The 21,321-nt window shown below is 30.6% G+C and carries 18 protein-coding genes; 16 read left to right on the plus strand and 2 right to left on the minus strand.

Features of this window, described 5'->3' with window-relative positions; translation table 11 throughout:
• Position 1 precedes the first annotated feature (1 nt).
• Positions 2 to 1,408, minus strand: coding sequence for a RagB/SusD family nutrient uptake outer membrane protein (locus H2650_RS10640; protein ID WP_188050784.1), 1,407 nt, complete (start codon positions 1,406 to 1,408; stop codon positions 2 to 4).
• A gap of 14 nt (positions 1,409 to 1,422) precedes the next feature.
• Positions 1,423 to 4,479 (minus strand): SusC/RagA family TonB-linked outer membrane protein, encoded by a 3,057-nt coding sequence (locus H2650_RS10645; RefSeq protein ID WP_188050785.1) that lies wholly within the window; start codon positions 4,477 to 4,479, stop codon positions 1,423 to 1,425.
• Positions 4,480 to 5,052: 573 nt separating this feature from the next.
• On the opposite strand from H2650_RS10645, the gene H2650_RS10650 reads away from it, so the two are divergent.
• The 16 genes from H2650_RS10650 to H2650_RS10725 all read left to right on the plus strand — a co-directional run bounded on the left by H2650_RS10650 (position 5,053) and on the right by H2650_RS10725 (position 21,261).
• Positions 5,053 to 5,307, plus strand: coding sequence for a helix-turn-helix transcriptional regulator (locus H2650_RS10650; protein ID WP_188050786.1), 255 nt, complete (start codon positions 5,053 to 5,055; stop codon positions 5,305 to 5,307).
• Between the two features lie 403 nt (positions 5,308 to 5,710).
• Positions 5,711 to 6,730 (plus strand): hypothetical protein, encoded by a 1,020-nt coding sequence (locus tag H2650_RS10655; RefSeq protein WP_188050787.1) that lies wholly within the window; start codon positions 5,711 to 5,713, stop codon positions 6,728 to 6,730.
• Positions 6,731 to 6,877: 147 nt separating this feature from the next.
• The gene (locus H2650_RS10660) at positions 6,878 to 7,522 is read left to right on the plus strand and encodes a DUF4279 domain-containing protein (RefSeq protein ID WP_188050788.1); all 645 of its coding nucleotides are present in this window, start codon (positions 6,878 to 6,880) and stop codon (positions 7,520 to 7,522) included.
• A gap of 193 nt (positions 7,523 to 7,715) precedes the next feature.
• Positions 7,716 to 8,573 (plus strand): hypothetical protein, encoded by an 858-nt coding sequence (locus tag H2650_RS10665; protein ID WP_188050789.1) that lies wholly within the window; start codon positions 7,716 to 7,718, stop codon positions 8,571 to 8,573.
• 697 nt (positions 8,574 to 9,270) lie between these two features.
• Positions 9,271 to 10,122 carry a GNAT family N-acetyltransferase gene (locus tag H2650_RS10670; protein ID WP_188050790.1) on the plus strand — a complete coding sequence of 284 codons (852 nt, stop codon included), beginning with the start codon at positions 9,271 to 9,273 and terminating at the stop codon, positions 10,120 to 10,122.
• 735 nt (positions 10,123 to 10,857) lie between these two features.
• Positions 10,858 to 11,346 (plus strand): hypothetical protein, encoded by a 489-nt coding sequence (locus H2650_RS10675; protein ID WP_188050791.1) that lies wholly within the window; start codon positions 10,858 to 10,860, stop codon positions 11,344 to 11,346.
• A gap of 208 nt (positions 11,347 to 11,554) precedes the next feature.
• Positions 11,555 to 11,980 carry an IS630 transposase-related protein gene (locus H2650_RS10680; RefSeq protein WP_188050792.1) on the plus strand — a complete coding sequence of 142 codons (426 nt, stop codon included), beginning with the start codon at positions 11,555 to 11,557 and terminating at the stop codon, positions 11,978 to 11,980.
• A complete protein-coding gene (locus tag H2650_RS10685; protein WP_370566859.1) occupies positions 11,950 to 12,798 on the plus strand; it encodes an IS3 family transposase in 849 nt (282 codons plus the stop codon). Before H2650_RS10680 ends, H2650_RS10685 begins: the two co-directional genes overlap by 31 nt.
• 934 nt (positions 12,799 to 13,732) lie before the next feature.
• The gene (locus tag H2650_RS10690) at positions 13,733 to 14,401 is read left to right on the plus strand and encodes an ATP-binding cassette domain-containing protein (RefSeq protein ID WP_188050793.1); all 669 of its coding nucleotides are present in this window, start codon (positions 13,733 to 13,735) and stop codon (positions 14,399 to 14,401) included.
• 170 nt (positions 14,402 to 14,571) lie between these two features.
• Positions 14,572 to 15,774, plus strand: coding sequence for a hypothetical protein (locus H2650_RS10695; protein WP_188050794.1), 1,203 nt, complete (start codon positions 14,572 to 14,574; stop codon positions 15,772 to 15,774).
• Positions 15,775 to 16,053: 279 nt separating this feature from the next.
• Complete coding sequence (locus tag H2650_RS10700; RefSeq protein ID WP_188050795.1) at positions 16,054 to 16,959, plus strand: hypothetical protein; 906 nt, start codon at positions 16,054 to 16,056, stop codon at positions 16,957 to 16,959.
• A 176-nt stretch (positions 16,960 to 17,135) separates the two neighbouring features.
• A complete protein-coding gene (locus H2650_RS10705; RefSeq protein ID WP_188050796.1) occupies positions 17,136 to 17,747 on the plus strand; it encodes a GNAT family N-acetyltransferase in 612 nt (203 codons plus the stop codon).
• Between the two features lie 266 nt (positions 17,748 to 18,013).
• Positions 18,014 to 18,619 carry an RNA polymerase sigma factor gene (locus H2650_RS10710; protein WP_188050797.1) on the plus strand — a complete coding sequence of 202 codons (606 nt, stop codon included), beginning with the start codon at positions 18,014 to 18,016 and terminating at the stop codon, positions 18,617 to 18,619.
• Positions 18,616 to 19,059: a hypothetical protein gene (locus tag H2650_RS10715; RefSeq protein WP_188050798.1), complete on the plus strand. Its 444-nt coding sequence runs from the start codon at positions 18,616 to 18,618 to the stop codon at positions 19,057 to 19,059. The genes H2650_RS10710 and H2650_RS10715 overlap by 4 nt, the downstream gene beginning before the upstream one ends.
• A 42-nt stretch (positions 19,060 to 19,101) precedes the next feature.
• A complete protein-coding gene (locus H2650_RS10720) occupies positions 19,102 to 19,533 on the plus strand; it encodes a hypothetical protein (RefSeq protein ID WP_188050799.1) in 432 nt (143 codons plus the stop codon).
• A 219-nt stretch (positions 19,534 to 19,752) separates the two neighbouring features.
• Positions 19,753 to 21,261 (plus strand): S41 family peptidase, encoded by a 1,509-nt coding sequence (locus tag H2650_RS10725; protein ID WP_188050800.1) that lies wholly within the window; start codon positions 19,753 to 19,755, stop codon positions 21,259 to 21,261.
• Positions 21,262 to 21,321 lie beyond the last annotated feature (60 nt).

Genomic DNA, 21,321 nt, shown 5'->3' on the forward strand with positions numbered 1-21,321 from the left:
TTTAGTACCCTAAATTTTGTGGTAGTAAATTGGGATTGGCATTGAGTTCATTAATGGGGATTGGCCATAATACATCAGTAGCATTCCAGCCTGGTTTGCTTACTGATAAAACGGCATTAATCGTACCACTGCGCTTCAGATCAAAAAATCGATGTCCATACTCCGTAAAAAACTCAAAGCGTCTTTGTTTAATTACTTCGTCCAGCAAAGTACTTTCTGTTACAGCTGTTGTATTGGATAAACCAGCAGTATTGCGTATTTTATTCAAATCCTCTTTTGCTCCAATCAAATCACCCTGTTTTGCACGAGCCTCCGCTCGTATTAGGTATTGTTCAGCTAGGCGGAATACAATAGAGTATTCCTGGGAGCTGGCAGTGGTGCTTCTTTGTTTATATTTAAAAGAATGATACCATGTAGAACTGCCTTTTAGTACGGCTTTCGTCCAGCTGGTTTTACGTTGATCTCCCAACTCAAAAGAAGCTATAAAATCATTGCGCAATGCTGTCGACGGAGGGGGTCCAGAAACAAAGATAAAGGTACCACCTTCATAACTGTTTCTTCCCGAACTTGGTGGCGCAAACTGCCAGATAGTTGTAGTACTGTTTTTTAGAAATATTTTATCTAAATTTGGTTCCCATACATAAAGGGAACTGTTCAAAACTGCAGATGCAGCATTGCTTGCTTCAGCATTTAATCCCATATACAAATAAGTTCTAGCAAGCAAGGCTTGAACCGTCATTTTGTTTGGTCTTACTCGCTCTGGAGTACTATAATCCTCCGCAATCAAAAAAGTAGCAGCTTCGAGATCTTGTGCGACTGCCTTATAGACTTCTTGCAAAGGTACCCTAGGCAAATGCCTGTTTATTTCATAATCAGTTTTAGTAACATACGGCACTGCTCCGTATATGTTGCCCAGATAGAAATGAACAAGCGCACGTATAAAAAGCGCCTCGCCTTTCAATTGGCTTCGGGTCGTCTCAGGAAGTGCTGTGGAATTCGTAACACCTTCAAGTATCGAATTGGCTTTGTAAATCTGGCTGTAACTGATATTCCATAATGAGGCAACAGTAGCATTATCCGCAGTCAATGCATTTTGATACGTAGGAAGCGTTAAACCTGTGGTGTAATCCTGCGTTTCATCAGCATACAAAGCTAAAGTTGATGGACTACCTGTAGAAAGTCCTGTTAATATACCAGCATCTCGAAGCTGGATATAAACTTGGGCTATTGCAGCATTTGCAGTAAGCGACGACTCAAAAACAGTAGTTCCAGTTAATTGAGAATTAGGCAAAGAAACTGTTACAAAATCATCGCAGGAGCTTCCGCTCATCAGTAGTAAAAGCAGCAATAATGTACAACAACTGCGATACAGTTGTTGTGCTAGAAAGAGTATGTTATTTGTTTTCATAGTACTTATTTTAATTAAAAAGTTAAAGTCATTCCTCCAGAAATTACACGCAGAGGCGGAAGAAATCCCGAAAATCTAAATTCAGGGTCACCACCGCGATAAGGGGTAAAAGTCAGTATGTTTTGTCCCTGAACAAAAAGTTTACAGTTCACTTCTTTCAGCATTTTTAGAGGTAGATCATAAGACAAATAAACATTCTTTAATCGAACATAGGAGCCATCAGTAACTACTGCATCACTCTCCGCATATCTGTTATAAGCTACAGTTGCCATACTATTCAAACCGGCAGTGTTTAATTGATGTAAACTTTGGTCACCCGCCTTTTGCCAAGCATCTGTTAAGTTGGTACTTTGATTATAAGGCGTTCCACCGGGAACATTCGATATGTAATCATACGCTTGCTTTTTGACAAACTGAATTAGAAAGTCAAGTTGCCAGTTTTTGTACTGAAATTGGTTCTGTAGACCGCCAAAAAACTTAGGAGACAAATCTACTAGTGTTTGCTTGTCAGCAATCGAAATAAGACCATCTCCAGTAACATCTTCAAATTCATAAACGCCGCTGTTGCTGTTTACTCCTGTAAGGTGATAAAGCTTAGCAATATCAAGTGGTTGTCCTATCACATAACGTGTAGCGGAAGTAGAACCGGCAAGACCAGGGAAAGAGAGTAATGTATTGCGAGATGCCGAATAGGTAAAATTTGTACTCCAATTAAAATTGCCTTTTGAAAAATTCACCGTGCGAAGTGTGAATTCAAAACCATTATTTTGTACCGTAGCATCTAGATTAGAAGTCAACGAACTAAACCCTGTTGTCGCGGGCATTGGTATACCTACTAGTTGATCAGAAGAACGATTACGATAGTACGAAGCGGTCAAAAATATTTGATCCTTGAAAAAGCCTGTTTCAATGGCACCCTCTAATTTTCGATTTGTTTCCCATCCAAAATCAGCATTATACAATCGTGTGGGTTGCAGTCCGGTAATGCCTTGATAATTGGCACCAGTAGCAGCATAGGTATCATAAAATTGATAATCGCCTATCTGGTCATTTCCTGTAATTCCGTAGCTCATACGAAATTTTCCATAACTTAAAAAACTATTTTCAGATACAAATGATTCTTTACTAAAAATCCAAGCGGCACCTACTGCCCCAAAAGTAGCAAACTGTCTTCCTGGTCCAAAACGGCTAGAACCATCCTTCCTACCAGTAACATTTACAATGTATTTTTCATCATAGATATAATTCAATCGTCCAAAATAAGCGTAGTAACGGTATAGAAAAGTATCGCTGTTTAATATGTTTTTCGTAGTCGCTGAAGCAAAATTAGTAATCAGGCTGTTGTTAGTAAAACCAATACCGGATTGAAATAAACGCTCAGTTGTTTGCTGTTGTTTTGTCCCTCCTATTAAAACATCTAAACTACTCTTGCCAAAATCACGTTGCCAGCGCAACTGCGGTTCAATGATCCCCGACTTTCGTTTCGTATTGTTCATATACAATACTGAATTATCACTTCCTACAGCATATGCTGGATTATATATTGTCGATGGAAGAATTCGGTTTTCTGATTGTTGTAAATCTGTAAAACCAAAATTCGTTTTTACCTCAAACCCTCCTCCTAACTGATACGATAGTTGCAAATTGGAAACAAGATCATTTGTTTTGGAACAAAAAATACCCTGTAAAGTAGCAATAGGATTGTCAAAAGTATTATTCTCCCAATTGATTCTCCCATCAGCATCATAAAGTGCAGGAGCATTAGGCGCAAGGTATTTGGCTGTTAATGTTAAATCAGTCGCTGCCTGCAAATTGTCCTGAGTGGTATAATTGGCGCCAAATTGGATCCGAAACTTAGAGTTATCTGAAACATGGTTCATAGTATAATGAACCGCTCCTTTATTATACCTAAAATCAGCAGGCAACACTGTACCTTCCGTACGGTAGTTTCCACTTAATAAATAGTTTGTGGTAGAGGAACCACCAGAGACACTCGCCTGAATATTTTGAATCAAGGCACTACCGCCCAGCAATTCCTTTTGCCAATTGGTACTTCGACTTTGATCCCATGTTCCATTTACATCATAGGCTGTGGCCCCAAATGGCACACCATCATTTGCGTACCCTTGCCTACGCATAGCGAGATACTGATCTGTATTCATTAATGCTACAAAACGCGTAGCGGTGCCCACACCTGTCGTTGCGCTAATACTAAATTTAGTTTTACCCGCTTTTCCTTTTTTTGTGCTAATCAGGACAACACCATTGGCACCACGCGAACCATAAATTGCGGTAGCATCCGCATCTTTCAAAACCTCGATACTCTCAATATCAGCTGGGTTAATACTATTTAACGGACTCATTTGACTAGCCATGGCAGTCGAAGTTCCCGGTGAACCTATCGATTCAGAAGAATAAGGAACCCCATCAATAACAAATAGAGGTTCATTTCCATCAGCACGTATACTGTTCCGACCTCTTATTTTTATTTGAAAACCACCTCCAGCAGTACCTCCATCTTGAATAATATCAACTCCAGCCATTCTACCCTGCATGGATGCGAGCACATTAGTGACGGGTTGTCTTTCTATATCTTTCGAAGTTATTCTGGCGATACTGCCAGTACGCTCACTTTCCTTCACGCTATAATAACCAGCGTTCACCTTAACTTCCTGCAGAGCTGTGGCATCTTCTTGAAGTCGCATATTAATTGTAGTGTTACCATTAACAGGCACTTCAATGGTTTTGTAACCCATAAAAGAAAAAACCAGTGTATCTGTAGAGGAAGCATCTATTACATATTTCCCATCAAAATCAGTAATTACAGTTACACTTTTTCCTTTAATAAAAACAGTTACCCCGGGCAATTGCCCTTGATTGTCAGTAACTGTTCCAGTAATTTTTTTAATCTGAACTTGATGCAGATTCTCTTTTCGCAAGCTTAAATCCGCTTTGATCTTCGCTGCAGGGATTACGCTTTTTTTTGCAAGAATAAGGTTAGTACAAAGTAATATGCAAATAAGCACAAACCACAATACCGCCTTACCCTCGATTAATGAAATATTTTTCATAATTTTGGTGTAGTTAATTAGAATTAATGTTTTTGTTAGCTTAAAGGTCCTCCCTGCAGTTGTTCAGACGGTGAGAGGGCCTTTTTTAAGATAATAATAGTAACCTGTGCTGATATACTAATTCAAAAAAAACGACAGCACAGGTATTAAATATTTTTTCATTCTTTTTTTCAATTCATAGGCATACTGATTTTAGCGTTAAAATGCTGAGTAAAGTATTGCGAGTCGATAAAAAGAAGAAGTATTGCTTAAAACCAGCTGAGGTATTGCCATAAAAAAATGGCATGGAACTCAGCTTATTGCGCCGAAGGTACTGGTATACCGTGCAACAATAAGTGAGCCCACGCCATAGGACGTGAGCATCGTACTTATTATCTCGTTGCTTAAATTACCAGTTTTTCGACGCGAGATTCAAAGCGAATGCTTCAAATATTTTCTATATGAAGAAACGCAAATTTAATAAATGATATGTATTATTTCCTAATAAATATCAAATGATAACCAAAGATATAAAATATATTTTGTAATCCAAGTGGTTGACATAATATTCTTAAATATTATCAAAATTGCAGTATGGCTGAATTGACAAAAGAAGATATTGTACTACAGAAAAAAATATCTGAAAGGATGGAGTTTTTAAGAAACAAAACTGGTTTGTCACAATCAGATTTTGCAAAAGAACACGATATAGATCGTCAGGTTATTAATAGATGGGAAAGTACCAAAAATAAAAGAGGAGTAACAATATATTCCATCAATAAATTTTGTGATATGATCAATATTACAATTAAAGATTTCTTTGACGATGATACTTTTTCAGTAAAATAGAAATATAATCCATCGCTTTTTTTTCAAGAATTAATATCATTACTTTGGTATTAATTTCGCAAATCACACGCTATAATTGGTCAAATTTATGGTAACTATAGAATGGTATTAAATAAGACAAATTTGATATCGATTTTAGGTATTTATGTGTGATGGAAATTTTATGAGAGAAATAGAGACAAGCATCTTAATGATGGTTAGAGCACTAAAAAAAATGATAAATATTCAAAGCTATATTTTTATATTTCTGAAAAAGTATATTTTTTGTAAATAATTTTTTATATTTTTGATTTGAAATAAAGTATGATTTAGTCATACCAATCTACCATAAATTGATTGTATGGGTATAATTTAGTCATACATATATACTAGTTGTACGCAATTATAAGAAAAAACACATATAATGGAAAATAGCACACCAAGTCAATCAACCAATGACGTTACAATTGTTGATGAATCGCAAATGAAACAATTCCAATCTTTATACTATTTAATAAAAGGTAAGAGAGATACCGACATTAAATTATTTACTGAATTCAAACAATTTTCTTTTCAAGATGTTTTGGAATTAAATGACAAGGTTTACAAAGTTTTAGAACTTCATAAATTAGTTACAGATATTGTAAATGTAAATGTAGGTTTAGAAAATAAAGAAATTAAAACATTTGGTAGTTGGAATGAATTTAAAAATACTGATTGGAATATATCAGCAAGGACAAAATATATAACAATAGAATGGGATTTTAATTTATTATTTCAAAATCAATTTCACAATGTTCCACAAACTCACACTATGAGAGTTAGAATTGGGAATAGTTTAAAACCAAGTGAAATGATTCAAGTTGTTTTTCAAGGAGGTGATGAATATGAACTTGAAGAAGCACAAGCACAAATGTCTTGTAAAATTGACTTTATTAATGCCCAAATTTGTAATCAATTAAAAACAATAGTTAGCGAATGGTATGAATCTTTACCAAAAAACAGTGAAGACCATAAAGTAATCAAGTTTATTTTAAAAAACGAAGTTAAAATTCAGAATTTTATAGTTTTTTCATTTTTAACTTCTGCTATTATACTCCTTAACTATCTGTTTAGTATAAGTGTTAAATATGATATTGAAATATTGCCAAAAGATGTAAATCAGAAAATGTTCTTTTTCATTACGCTTTCAATTGGAATTTTTTATATTTTTTATAAATCCGGTCAACTATTATCAAATAGAATGATGGATAAGCAAATAAACAAATTGAAAAGAAATCCAATGTTTGAATTTACAAAAGGAGATAAAAATAGATTTGCCGAAGTAAAAACAGAAAATGAAAAGCTAATAAAAGGTCTATTTTTAACAATATTAATTGGGCTATCAATTAATGGTTTGAGCGCTTTAATTGGCTTAATAATCGAACTTATCGTAAAAAAATAACTGCGTACAACAGCCGTTTGCCAAGATTGGGGGTTTAGTGGAATTAGCGTTTTTTTACTATATTTACGTTCAGCCGAAAATACTCGGTTTCAAAAGTCCCCAACCTCGCCAAGCGCCAAGACGTTAGCCGTAATATTGCCAAAAATCGTGAAAAAAGAAAAATTTATAGAAAAAGCAATTGAAGAAATTCTAAATCCTACTTTAGAAATTACCAAACAGTATCTTGAAGTTCTTGAAATTGAAATTGAAAATGGAAAGCCAAAAATTGAACGTTATGAAAATGATTTTAGCGATGATATTGTTGCAATATATTTTCAAATAAAAAACGAAAATTTTTTTCTCGAAATTCATTTAACTAAAAATATTGAAATTGATTCTGTTTGGATTCAAAATGCGCATAAAACTTATTTTTCTGCAACTTCAGAAAATCTAACTTATTCTGAATTAGAAAATCTATTGCAAAAAGAACTAACAGAAGGTTGGTCAAAAGGAGAATTAAGAAAAAACGGAAAATCAACACACACTTTTAGCAGAATAAATTATGAACCAATTAAAAGCCAATCTTATGAACTTAATAATCATTTAGAAATACTATTAACGGAATTAGAAAAGAACAGCGAAAACATAATAAAATTAACCGAAAATGCTAATGCTTATATTTCTGTTTGTAAATATCAATATATTAGTGGAAATGCAGGAATTAACTTTGACAACAAACTAATTGAAAGACTTGCCAAACTGAATTTAGGAATTGATATTGACACATATATTGTTGGGAAACCAATAAAATGAGAAAATACTACGGCTAACAGCCGTTTGTAGCAATTGGGGTTTTTGGCTTAATTTAAAGATGGTTTTGTATTTGGAAAATTTGTGTTTAATGGAAAAAACTCGCATCTTTATTCCCCAACTGCTACAAGCGCCAAGACGTTGTGCGATATATTACCGCAGAAACCGTAAAAACATAAAGAATTAAAGTAAACCTATGGAAATATTAAATCATACAGACAAAAATAAAATATTCCAAGTTTTAAAAGAAAATATAACAATTGTAGCTTTAGTAATTTATGGTGTTACTTTTCTAAATTATTATATTTATTACAATAGTTTTCAAATATCGATTTTCAATTATATTGGATTAAACGATATGATATTCTTCTTTTTAGAATACATTTTTAAAATATTAAGTTGCATAATAATAACAGAAATTCTATTATTTTCTGTTTATGTATTTCTTCATAATATATTCGCAAACATTAGATTGACTTCAACTAAAAAAAGAAGAAAATATTTTAAAAATTTAAATGAAAATAACAGAAAAAGAATATCTAATGTTATAGAAAATAGCTTTTCCGAATCTCTAATTCTATTTAAACTTACTATTATAACTTTATCAATCTTTGGACTTGCATTTTTACCCTTTAAAACGATATTAATACCCGCTTACTTTATTTATTTAATTTATCTACTTGAAAAAATTCAAAAAGAAAGAGATTATCAAATACTTACATATTTTGGTGGTGCATTGGTTTTTATATCATTGTTAATTACAACTTTTATTAATTCTTATGATAAAAGATTTGAAAAAGACGACTCAAATATTTCATTTTATGAAAACACTACATTTGTCACAACAAATAAAGATGTAAGTTGTTATAATTATCTTGGAGAAACTTCAACTCACATTTTTCTTTATGATATTGAAAAGAAAAATTCGAAAATTTATAATAAAAATAATTTAAGTGATATAACAATAAAAAATTCTAATATTATTGATTCAAGCATAACAAAAATAAGAAAAACTGAAATTTATGTTTTATTTGAAAAGATGATGAGTGAATAAATACATCGCACAACAGCCGTTTGCCAAGATTGGGGATTTAGTGGAATTAGCGTTTTTTTACTACATTTACGTTCAGCCGAAAATACTCGGCTTCGAAAGTCCCCAACCTCGGCAAGCGCCAAGACGTTACTAGCTATTTATGAGGAAGTTACAGTGAAAACAACGTCAATATTTAACTTATTTTCGTGTAATATCTAAAAGTAGAAATTTGATAATTGGAATGATAATGTGGAAGCGTGAATATTGTACGTGACAATAAGAACTTTAATCTTGGAAGTCTGAATTTAGAAACGTGAGTGTGGAAGTGTGAGTGTGGAAGCGTGATAATTGAAACTTAAATATTGGAAATTGAGTGTGGAAACTTGAGTGTTGAATTTAATAATTGAAGATTGAAATTGAAAAGGGAATATGCAAAGGTGAAATTAAAAACGTAAATTTGAAAACTGACCAAATGCACAGAAAAGCAAAAAGTAGAGAAATACAAACGTGAAATTTGGGATTTGATAGTAGAAACGTAATAAGTTTATGGCAATTAATTCTGCCCAAATAAACAGCTAGTAACAGCCGTTTGGCGAGATTGGGGTTTTAGTGGAATTAGCGTTTTTTTTCATATCTTCGTTTCGGCAGAAAATACTCTGCTTTAAAGTCCCCAACCTCGCCAAGCGCCAAGACGTTAGCGGTAATTTTAAAAGACACGATGCAAATAATTGACACACTTAATAATATATCATTTGACGAAATAGCGGAAACTTTTAATTCTGCTTTTTCTGACTACTTCTTTCCGATTACTATTACTAAAGAACAATTTGAAGATAAATTTTTGAGCGAAGGCGGAAGATTAGATTTATCTGTTGGTGCCTTTGACAATAATAAATTGACAGCATTCATTTTGCATTTTATAAATAGTTCAGATGGGAAAATAATTAATTATAATGGAGGAACCGGAGTAACTCCAAGTTTTAGAGGTAATAATCTTACCTCAAAAATGTATGAATATATATTACCTAAATTAAAAGAAAATAAAGTTGAAAAAATGATTTTGGAAGTATTGACAGAAAACACACCTGCAATTAAAACATACCAAAAACAAGGATTCAATATTATCAGAGAACTTAATTGTTTCAAAGGAAAACTGAAATTCAAAGCATTAAAAAACATTGATGAAGGTTATAAAATCATTAAATTGAAAGATTTGAATTGGAATTTACTCCAAACATTTTGGGATTATAAACCAACTTGGCAAAATTCGATTACAACGATGAATAATCTGCAAGACCAAAACATTTGTTTCGGAATAACAAAAAGCGATAAAATATTTGGCTACATCATTTTTAATCCAAAAAATAAAAGAATACATCAATTGGCGATTGATAAAAAATTTAGAAATATTGGATTAGGAAGTATGATGCTAAATTCAATTATTGAAATCGAAAAGGAAGAAATTTCTTTTATCAATATCGATTCAAGACTTGATGGATTTGCTAATTTTCTTGAAGGCAGAGGAATGAAAAATTACACAAATCAATATGAAATGGAATGTGAAATATAAAAACTACCGCTAACACACGCTAAAAAAAATTGCTGATTTTCAGTTAATTGAGACCTTTTCTTCACGAAGAATAATTATCTTGCAGAAAGTTCACAGTTCGCTTACATCAGCAACTTCTTTTAGCGCGAAACCGTTGTAATATATTTTAAACCAGAATTTTGCGGTGAAAAATTCCCTATTTCACACCTACTAAGAAAATAATCTGCAATCCAAAAAGTTGTCGTTTATCAAAGAAAATTTGAAAAGTTTTATGTGAAATAGAAACTAGCGAAATCGTTAAGCAGAAAGTAATTTGGACAAATTAAAGTGATGCAGTTTGCGTCGAAATAAATTTTGGTGAAATCGTTAAACCGAAAGTATATTGGTTAAATTAAAGTGATGCAGTTTGCGTCGAAACAAATTTTGTTGAAATCGTTACGCAGAAAGTAATTTGCTTCAATTAATGCGATGCAGTTTGCGTCGAAAAATATTGTGTAGAAATCATTAAGCCGAAAATAATTCGCATTAATGAAAATGATGCAGTTTGTGGCGAAAAATATTCTCGCGAAAAAAAGAATAACGAGAAATATTTGTGCCGATAAAAACATATTACAACACTGGTTTAGCATGATGGGGAATTTAGTTGAATTTCCGTTTTTTTTCATATATTCGTATAGCCAAAAATAATCTGCTTAAAAGTTCCCCACCAAGCTAAGCCAGGAACCGTTAGTGGCAATTCGAAAAAAAATCGCAGAAATGACAGAAATTGAAGTACTAAATATTATTAAAAAAAACGAAATTAACAAAGATGAGTTAGACAATTTTTGGGATAATATGTTCGGTTTTTTACCATTAATTATGCTTTTATTTATAGCTGAAAATAATATTGGTTTTTTGATTATTGTTTGTCTTTTGATAATCTATACTTTCTATTGCAAGTTTAATGAGAGAAAACTTTTTAGAATTAAAACTGCGAATAATAAGTTTGAAAATATTGAACTTATAAAAAACATTTCAGAAAAGCAGAATTGGAAAATGGAATCTGAAAGTTTTGGCTATTATCAATTTTATGTTCCATTTATATTTGGTCGACCTGGACATAAATTAACATTAATATTAGACAATAACGAAATATTATTAAATTTAAGAAACTTGGGAAGTTCGAAAGGAAGAATGCCATATTTATTTGGAATTGATACATTTACAGAAAAGAAAATAATTAATTTATTAAACGTTGTGGAATAACGAACTGCCACTAACAGCCGTTTGGCGAGATTGGGGTTTTAGGCTTAATTTAAAGATGGTTTTGTACTTGAAAAATTAGTGTTTAATGGAAAAATCTCGCATCTTTACTCCCCAACCTCGCCAAGCGCCAAGACGTTAGTGGCAATGTTACAGCATGTAAAATCCTGAAATAGGTTGACAAAAAATCAACAACTATTTACAGGACAACATGAAAGAAAAGAAACCAGACTGTCAAAAAAAATCCGTTGGATTTGACTTAAAACTTAAGATCATTGATAAGGTTACTAACGGACAGATTTCCGTTAACCATGCTTCGGTAAAATACCAGGTCGGACGAAGTGCAATTTATTATTGGTTACAGAAATTTGCTACCTTAGAACAAAAACAAAAAGGTATGTCAAGTAAGGATGAAATAAAAAAACTCAAGGAAAAGATTAAAGAACTCGAATTCATTAAAGACTTCCAACAGATGATAATTGCTGAAGCCGAGATTGATACCGGCAATGATTACGCAAAAAAGTCGCTGCCCGAATCATTGGCCAAAGAAGTGGAATTAAAGAAAAGAGACATTTTAAAATCAAATGGATCTGCCAATGCTTCGGGATCTCAAGACAAGCCTTCTATCAAAAAATGAACCGTTGTCAAAAACAAAAATCTGACAATCAAAAGATGATAAAAATGGTCATTGATAAAAGAGGTGAAATTAATCAAGCAATTGGAGGTCGAAAATTATATCAGCTTTTACAAGACGATATAAAACAAGAAAACATCAAAATCGGACGTGATAATTTCTTTGATTTTCTAAGAGCTCATGCCCTATTGGTACCCAAACAACGCAATTTTACACGAACTACAAACTCTAATCATCTATTTACAAAATGGAAAAATTTAGTACAAAATAAAGTGCCTAATCAACCAGAAGAACTCTGGGTAAGCGACATTACTTACTTGCGTCTTAATGGAAAAAATGCCTATTTAGCACTCGTAACAGATGCTTATTCTAAACAAATAATGGGTTTTCATGTAGCTACAAACATGAAAGCTTCTTTATCAATAGAAGCTTTAAAGATGGCTCTTAAAAATAGAAAATATCCAAATAGAAAATTAATACACCATTCCGACAGAGGATTCCATTACTGCTGGACAGAATATGTGAAAATGTTACAGGATAACGAAATTATTATAAGTATGACTGAACAATATGATCCCTATGAAAATGCGTTAGCGGAACGTTTAAACAAAACATTGAAATATGAATTTGGACTTAACCAAACTATCCCAAATAAAACAATAGCAGTAAAAATGGTAAAACGCGCTGTAAAGATTTACAATACACTTAGACCACATAACAGCTTAAACGGTAGAACTCCTGTTAGTGTTAATATAAAGGCTAACATTCCATACAAATCCTATCGTAGGAATAAAGAAATTATTTATCTAAATTTGAATTGAAAACACAGTAAAAATGTGTCAACCTATTTCAGGACTTTACAGCAACTAACTAACTAAAAGACAGAATATTACATCCAAAAAACAGAAGTTATGAAGATAAAAAAGGAACAAATAATAACAATAATAGCAGTTATAAATACTTTAATTATTGCATTTGTTTCCTGTCTAACTGTATTTATGTTCAAAAATCAAATTGGAGAAACTGAACTTATAGCAAAGATATTAATTTTGATTTGTCTTATTGGAAGTGTAATTACGAAACTTATAAGAGGTAATATATTGACGATTATCTTATCAATTTTATGTGACTTTATACTTGTACTTTTTTTATACAATTTAACAGATTATAATTCCATATATGATTTTATCAAAAGCTTACTAAATATAAAATCACACATAGTTTGTTTTTTGTATCTATATTTAATCTTTTATTATGTATATACATTGAAAAAGTATAAGAATAATTTTGTAGTGGAAAATAAACACAGCCACTAACAGCCGTTTGGCGAGATTGGGGTTTTATTGGAATTAACGTTTTTTATCATATCTTCGTTTCGGCAGAAAATACTCTGCTTTAAAGTCCCCAACCTCGCCAAGCGCCAAGACGTTAGGCGAAATACTAACAAAAACCGTATGAAATTAACTATAAAAAATGTATAATAAAGCAATATCTAAATATTTTTTGGACATTAATATGTTCAATTTACCATTCTGCTTTATTTTTGGAATGATATCCGGAATTATATGGAGTATTATTTTCTTTTCGACTTTTGGTATTTTATTTGGTTACATTGGATATCAAACTTTCAAAAAAAATCAATATTATGCATATTATAATCTTGGCTTTACAAAAATAAAACTTTTGAAAACAGTTTGGTTATTTAATACCATAATTTCCCTTTTAGTACTTTTAATATATATAAAATTTAGATAAATGAATGTATTAAATATATCAAAACTAAATAAATCTTTTGGTAAAAAAGTTATATTAAAAGACATAAACCTTGATTGTAAAGTTGGAGAAATAATTGGAATATTTGGTCGAAATGGTACGGGAAAATCAACTTTATTAAAACTAATCTTTGGAACAATTAAAGCCGATTCAATATTAATTGAAATAGACGCTGAAATTATTCCTCAAAATAAAGTAATTTCTTCTAAGAAAATTGGTTATTTACCACAAGAAACTTTTTTACCAAAAGAATGGAAAGTAAGAGAAATAATTCCGTTCTTTTTTCCAAATGGAGACGACCAAGACAAAATTTTTTATTCAAAACAGGTATCAAGTTTTGAAAAAAGAAAAGTTGGAGAATTATCTTTAGGTCAATTACGTTACCTTGAGTTATTAATTATTGGAAATTTAAAGCATAAATTTATAATGCTCGATGAACCTTTTTCAATGATTGAACCTATTTATAAAGATGTGATTAAAAATTTATTATTAGAAATTAAACAAACAAAAGGTATAATTTTAACTGACCATTATTACAATGATGTTCTTGAAATAACAAATAGAAATTTTATTATTAAAGACACAGAAAAAATTGAAATTATGGACAAAAATGATTTAATAAAATATGATTACTTGAGGTCTGATGAATAAAAGTACTTCGCCTAACAGCCGTTACAAGAGATTTGGGTATTTGGCTTAATTTAAATATGGTTTTGTATTTGTAAAATTTGTGTTTAGCCGAAATAATCCGCATATTTACTCCCAAACCTCGTGTAGCGGCAAACCGTTAGCCGATATGTTATTAAAAACACCTATAAAAATTGAAAACAAAAACTCTACTTTTATTTTTTATAATATTTAATCAGTATTCTTATTCGCAAGATATTTACACCTATTTATCTTTTCCAAACGAGAAACAAATAAGTGAAATAAAATATATTTCTGATATTGGACAGTTTTGGCAAAAAGAAAAATATTACTATACATCAGAAAATAAGATTGATAGAATTGAAAAATTAAATCCGTTCGATATTTTAATTTCAACCAAAAAATATGAATATGATAAGGAAAATCGATTAATTCAACTTAATGAACTAAATACCTTTGATTACCCGATTAAAAAAAATATCTATAAATATTTAGATGATGAATATATAGTAACATTATATGATAAATATGACATAATTCAAGGTATTAAAACATATGATTTACAGAATAGAGAAATTGAGCATTTAACTTTCAAAGGAGCCGAAAAATCATATAAATATGTTTCCAAATATATTTACCAAAATCCGGCAGATCATGATTATTACAGATATGCGCCAGATAATACTTTGGAGGAAACAAAAACATTGAGATATAACAAGATTGATGAGTCTGAAACCCAAACCTTAGATGCTGATGGAAACATCGCTATATATAGGAAATTTATATATAATGACGAGAATCTGATTGAAAGTATAACGGATTTTAGTGCTGAAAAAAAAATTGTTAGTCAAACTTTATTTAAATACAATCAAAACAAAAAATTGCTAAGCAGAATTTCTACTGGTGAAAATAACGAATATCAGGATAAAATTATTTATGAATACGATAGCAAAAATCGACTTATTAAAGTAACTAATTACGGTAGAGAAATATTAAAAGTAAAACCAAAGTTTGCAAATGGATCGGTTTATTTTTATGACGAAAATAATAAGCTTTTTGAAATTCAAGATTATAATAGTTACACAGGGGAAAAAATGTTAGGAAGCAAAGAATTCTACGATAAAGAAGTAAGGCTGAAAAAAAAACACGAATATAACCTTGGCAAAATATCTAAAGTAACGATATACGAAAATGGTTTAGAAATTTTAGAAACTCGTTATAATGATGATGGGACAATTTTTGATATTGCAAAAAACGAATATGACATTAAAGGAAATTTGTTAATAGTAACAGTTACTAATTCAGACAACTCACCAAAAGAAAAATTCGGATACAAATATGATGAAAAAGGAATGAAAACAATGGTGGAATTTTGATGAAAAACACATCGGCTAACATCGGTTTGGCAATATGGCGGGTTTGGTGCTAAATCGAAGATTTTTGCTTTCTTTGAAGTTTAGTTATAATAGAAAGTTTCGGCTTCCTTATCCGCCACATCGCCAAGCCGAAAAACGTTATGGGCAATCTAACCAAAAAAAATAAGAAAAATACTAATAATTACATTTGCAACAATATCAATATTTGCATTTAGCCAAGATTTAGACAAAACAAAAAAAACTTTAGAACCATTAGGCACAGAAAGTGCCAAAGTAGTATTGAAAGATTCAGCTACAATAGTTAAAAAAGTCAACACACCAACTAAAATTTATTTGCAATTGCCCGCAGAAAAAACCGACTATTTTAAATATATTTTTCCAATCTTAACATTACTTATCGGTATTGGTATTAATAGATTTATAGACTATAGAAATGATAACAAGAAAATAAAAAAATCAGGTAAGAGATGGCTTTCTGAATTACGAGTTTTGAAAAATCCTATAGAAAAACAAATCCAAAATATAGAAGCGTTCCTAATTGAGCATAACAATAAAGAACACTACACTTTTCCAAGACCAGAACTTGTTACAACTTTAGATTGTGAAGTGTTTAGTTCATTAGATAAAAGCGAAATTGTAGAATATCTTGAAAAATATAAGAAAAATAGCTTTCAAGAAGCTGTCGAAAACTCGAGTGAAATAAATGGATTTGTTTCAATTTTAAAAAGCACGTACGAAAATTTTAAACGCATTATTGAAGAATACAAACAAAACATATCTACTCATACGACAAGTGTCTCTAGAAATCTGCAAGAATTAATGAAAGAGTTTGGAATATATTCTGTACATCTTGAACAAGAAATAGGTAAAGATCCGATTAATGATACTAGATATAGACCAATTCTAGATTTAATGGACGTTGAAATCGCCCCTTTTCTTGAAAATAATAATTATGATATCTATAAATTAGAAAAGGATTTTTTCAAACCACTTGTCTTAATCTTGAGTCATTTAAGACAAGACCAACGAATTTATCCAATGTTAGATCACGCAAGAAATTGTATTACGGAAATTAGAGCGATTCAAATGGAAAAATATTATTTAGATATTAATTTTAGAAACTTGAAAGATTCTTACAATGAAAGTAAAAAATGGTTACCAGATGTAGTTAAAACGTTAGAATAGACTGCCCATAACAGCCGTTACAAGATATTTGGGCATTTGGCTGAATTTAAAGATGGTTTTGTACTTGGAAAATTTGTGCATAATGGAAAAAACTCGCATCTTTAATCCCAAACATCTTGTAGCGCCAAGACGTTAGTGGCAAGCAATCCAAAAAAAAACGAATAAAAAACTGACAAATGAATTTAGATTTTACAACAGATTATATTTTAGAAAATGATTATGTTTCATTAAGACCATTAAAACTTTCTGATAAAGAAAAACTAATGGAGTATTCTATTAATGAACCTGAAATTTGGAAGTTTAACATTAATGGTGGTAATGGCAAGGAAAATTTTGAAAAATATTTTGATACTGCAATTAAGAATCTTGATGAAAATAAAGAATATCCATTTATTGTTTTTGATAAAAAAAAGAATGAATATGCAGGTATGACAAGATTTTATGCTATTTCTAATGAATTTAAGCGACTTGACATTGGTTATACTTGGTATGGCAATAAATTCCAAGGAACAGGAGTAAATAAAAATTGTAAATATCTATTGCTTGAATTCGCATTTGATAAACTTCAATTTACAAGAGTTGGTTTTGGAGCAAACAGCAAAAACGAAAGAAGTATTAATGCAATGAAAAGCATTGGTTGCAAAGCAGAAGGAATTTTAAGAAATTTTAGTAAAGACGCTGACGGAAATACTATTGATGCCACAATATTTAGTATTTTAAAAAGTGAATGGAATGAAAGTGTAAAAAATGATTTGAAAATAAAGAGTGAAAATTTTGCCAGCCACTAACAGCCGTTTGGCGAGATTGGGGTTTTAGGCTTAATTTAAAGATGGTTTTGTACTTGGAAAACTTGTGCATAATGGAAAAAACTCGCATCTTTAATCCCAAACATCTTGTAGCGCCAAGACGTTGTATGCAACCGTGACTCGTCCTGAATAAAGGCAACATAATTTACGCTTTTTACGTAGTAATTTGAATTAAAAAAATTACTATACCTTAGAAATAAATAACAATTTCTGCAACATATTTCTACAAGGCTTGTCTAATTAACTATATGGATAATAAAAATGAAAATGGTTTTTCCGACAAATACCTGATTGAAAAGGTATTGACTGGGAACGCAGCTGCATTTTCTACCATTATGAAAAATACTGAAAGGTTAGTTGCGCAAATTGTTTTCAAAATGATTGCCAGTAATGAAGACAGAGAGGACCTTGCTCAAGATATTTATTTAAAAGCGTTTAAAAATCTTAAAAGTTTTAAATTTCAATCCAAACTTTCTACTTGGATTGGTCAAATAGCATATAATACCTGCTTAAATTATCTTAAAAATAAAAAATTAAAATTGCTTGAATATGATTTTGAAAATAAAACCAAAGAAGAAGCATTGGAATGTTTCAGCAATAAAATAAACTTAGATAATGACACGGAAAAACAACTTTTTCAAAAAGAGCTTTCAGAAATTTTAAGTGTTGAAATAGAAAAATTGCAACCAATCTATAAGCTTTTAATCAATCTTTATCATAACGAAGAATTGAGTTATATAGAAATAGCTCAGATAACACAACTTCCAGAAGGTACAGTGAAAAATTATTTATTTAGAGCCAGAAAAACACTTAAAGAAAATATAGAACTCACACATAAAAAAGAAGACTTATGAAAAACATACATATAAATGAAATAGAAATTCAACAATATGTATTGGGTAAAGATGATTTTGATATTAGTATAATTGAACATATAAATCACTGCCAAAAATGCAAAGCAGAAGTTGAGTTATACAAATTATTATTTGCTGAAATTAAGAAGGAGCCAAATCCAGTTTTTGAATTTGACCTTGCAAATTTGATAATGCAGCAATTACCCGAAAAGCAAAATTATGCAATTGATACATTTTTAATTGCGCTTTTGTTTGGCTTTTTAATAACCACTTTGTCAATATTAATTTATAAAACTAATCAATATTTTCCAACTCTTTTTACTGGAATTTCTACCATACAATTTTCACTAATTGTAGTAACTATTATTCTGATTTCCATTTTTTTATATGCAGATATGAATAAAAATTATAAAAATAAAATGATTTTTTTGCAACCATAATTACGGTAAACTGTCTAATGTAGTATAACTAAAATTAAAAAAATGAAAACAATTTTCTTAACAATTACTGCCATTGCATCAACATTAGTTGCCAATGCACAAAACGATAGCGTTTTAGCTTTAGACAAGGATATCCAAGTAATGACTGGGATAATAATTTTAATTGCCTTAATTTCCTTTACTATTTTAACTCTTATAAAACGTTGGATGGATTATAGGCTTAAAAACAAATCTATTGACAACGGACTTTCTGAAAATGTAATTAATTCTATTTTACAAGACAGTACTAATAGAAACAAAAATTTAAATATTAAGTGGTTCGCTATTTTAGCAGGAGTGGGAACTGCGCTTACCATTATTAATTACACGCTTCCTTTAGGCATTCATTCTTTAGCCATTATGATTTTTTGTGTATCTGCAAGTTTTCTGGGTTATTTTTTCTTTTTAAAGCATACAGATAAACAAAACGACTAAAACGGAATTTAAAAAGAGACTTATTTTAAAAAAATGAATCTCTAAAAACTACCATAATTAAAATATAGCGTCCCTTACTTTTCGAATATATCATTCATTTAATCATTTAAAATAATTAATTGCTATTAGATTGGGTTGGCTATTATATGTAGTTAAATATCGAATTGCAAGCATTTTTTGAATTAAAAAAAAACATTAATCATACCTTAAATAGAAAATATGAAAAATTTAATATCAATTTCGAAAATTATAATTAGAAACATAAAATCTAAAGATATTTTAGCATTACTATTTGTTTTTATAACTACACTTTCAACAGCACAGCAAGCCGAAAAAGAAAATAAGATTGCACCCGAAAAATTGATACAGGACTTTCAACTTTTGAGAGCCTCTCTTGAAGAAGGATATCCAGCAATGTATAGGTATAGCTCAAAAATAACTATCGATTCTTTATTTAATGCATCTGAAAAACAGCTTCAAAAACAAATGTCTGAACAGGAATTTTATGTGTTCCTAAGTAAGGTTGTTATGCAAATTCGTGATGGCCATATGGATGTTTATCCAACAGAAAATACACGCAACAAATTGGATAATTGTGAGTGTTCCGTTCCTTTCAAGGCTTATATTTCGGGACAAAAAATGTATGTTCAAAAAAATTATTCAAACCTTAGTGATGAAGTAATATTAGGCGCAGAAATAATTTCAATTAACGGTCAGCCAGTTTCCGCATTCATTTCTGATGTTTTAAAAATCACCAGTTCAGATGGTAACAATGAAACTAACAAATACAAGCGTCTTGAAAGCACAGGATTACTAACCCGCTATTTATTTTACCTACAGGGATATACTGAAAATTATAAAATAGAGTATGTACCAATGAATAATAAAGTTACAAAAACTGCCACTTTAAAAGGAATACGCTTTGAAAACCTTCTACAAATTCTTAAAAATAAATATCCAGAAGTAGCGCAATTTCCAGCAGAATTTAAACTTCTAAATGATTCTTCAGCATACCTTAAAATAAAAAGTTTTAATAGAGATGAATTTGTGAATAGTGAAATTAACTTCAACGATTTTTTGGAATCTACTTTTCAAACAATTAATAATAAAGGAGTTAAAAACCTCATTATTAATCTAAGAGGCAATTTGGGAGGAACTGATAAGTATGGCAAAATGCTATTTTCATACTTTGTAGACCACGAGTTTATGTATTATGAATCTCTAATAATCAATAAACCTAAATTTAATTTTATGAAATATACAGACGATCCTGAGTTAGAAATTCCTGAAGAGGCAATTAAAAAAAATGATGTTGGAACGTATAATGTAATAGATCATCCCAACGTTGGCATCCAAGAAAATAGTACACCTTATTATTCAGGCAAACTATATGTTCTTATAGATGGTGATTGTTTTTCAACAACTTCAGAATTTCTTTCAATGCTACATAGCTATACAGCTGCAGTTTTTATAGGTGAAGAAAGTGGCGGCGGTTATAACGGAAACTGTTCCGGCTCTGTACCTCTAGTAACGCTGCCAAATTCATTATTACAAATTGGAATTCCACTTATGAAATATTCAATGGCTGTAAAAGAATATAAATATAAAGACCGAGGTGTAATTCCAGATTACAACATATTACCAACAATAAAGGATAAAATTTTGTCTCGTGACCCAGAACTTGAATTTGCGTTGCAGCTTATTAAATGGCTAACAAGTTATAAATAAATGACACATATTATTAAAAACAATTTTATCGTGACCTTAATAAATTCTTAACAATTAAAA

It is taken from the genome of Flavobacterium sp. GP15 (genome assembly GCF_014281985.1).
Taxonomy (GTDB): Bacteria; Bacteroidota; Bacteroidia; order Flavobacteriales; family Flavobacteriaceae; genus Flavobacterium; species Flavobacterium pygoscelis.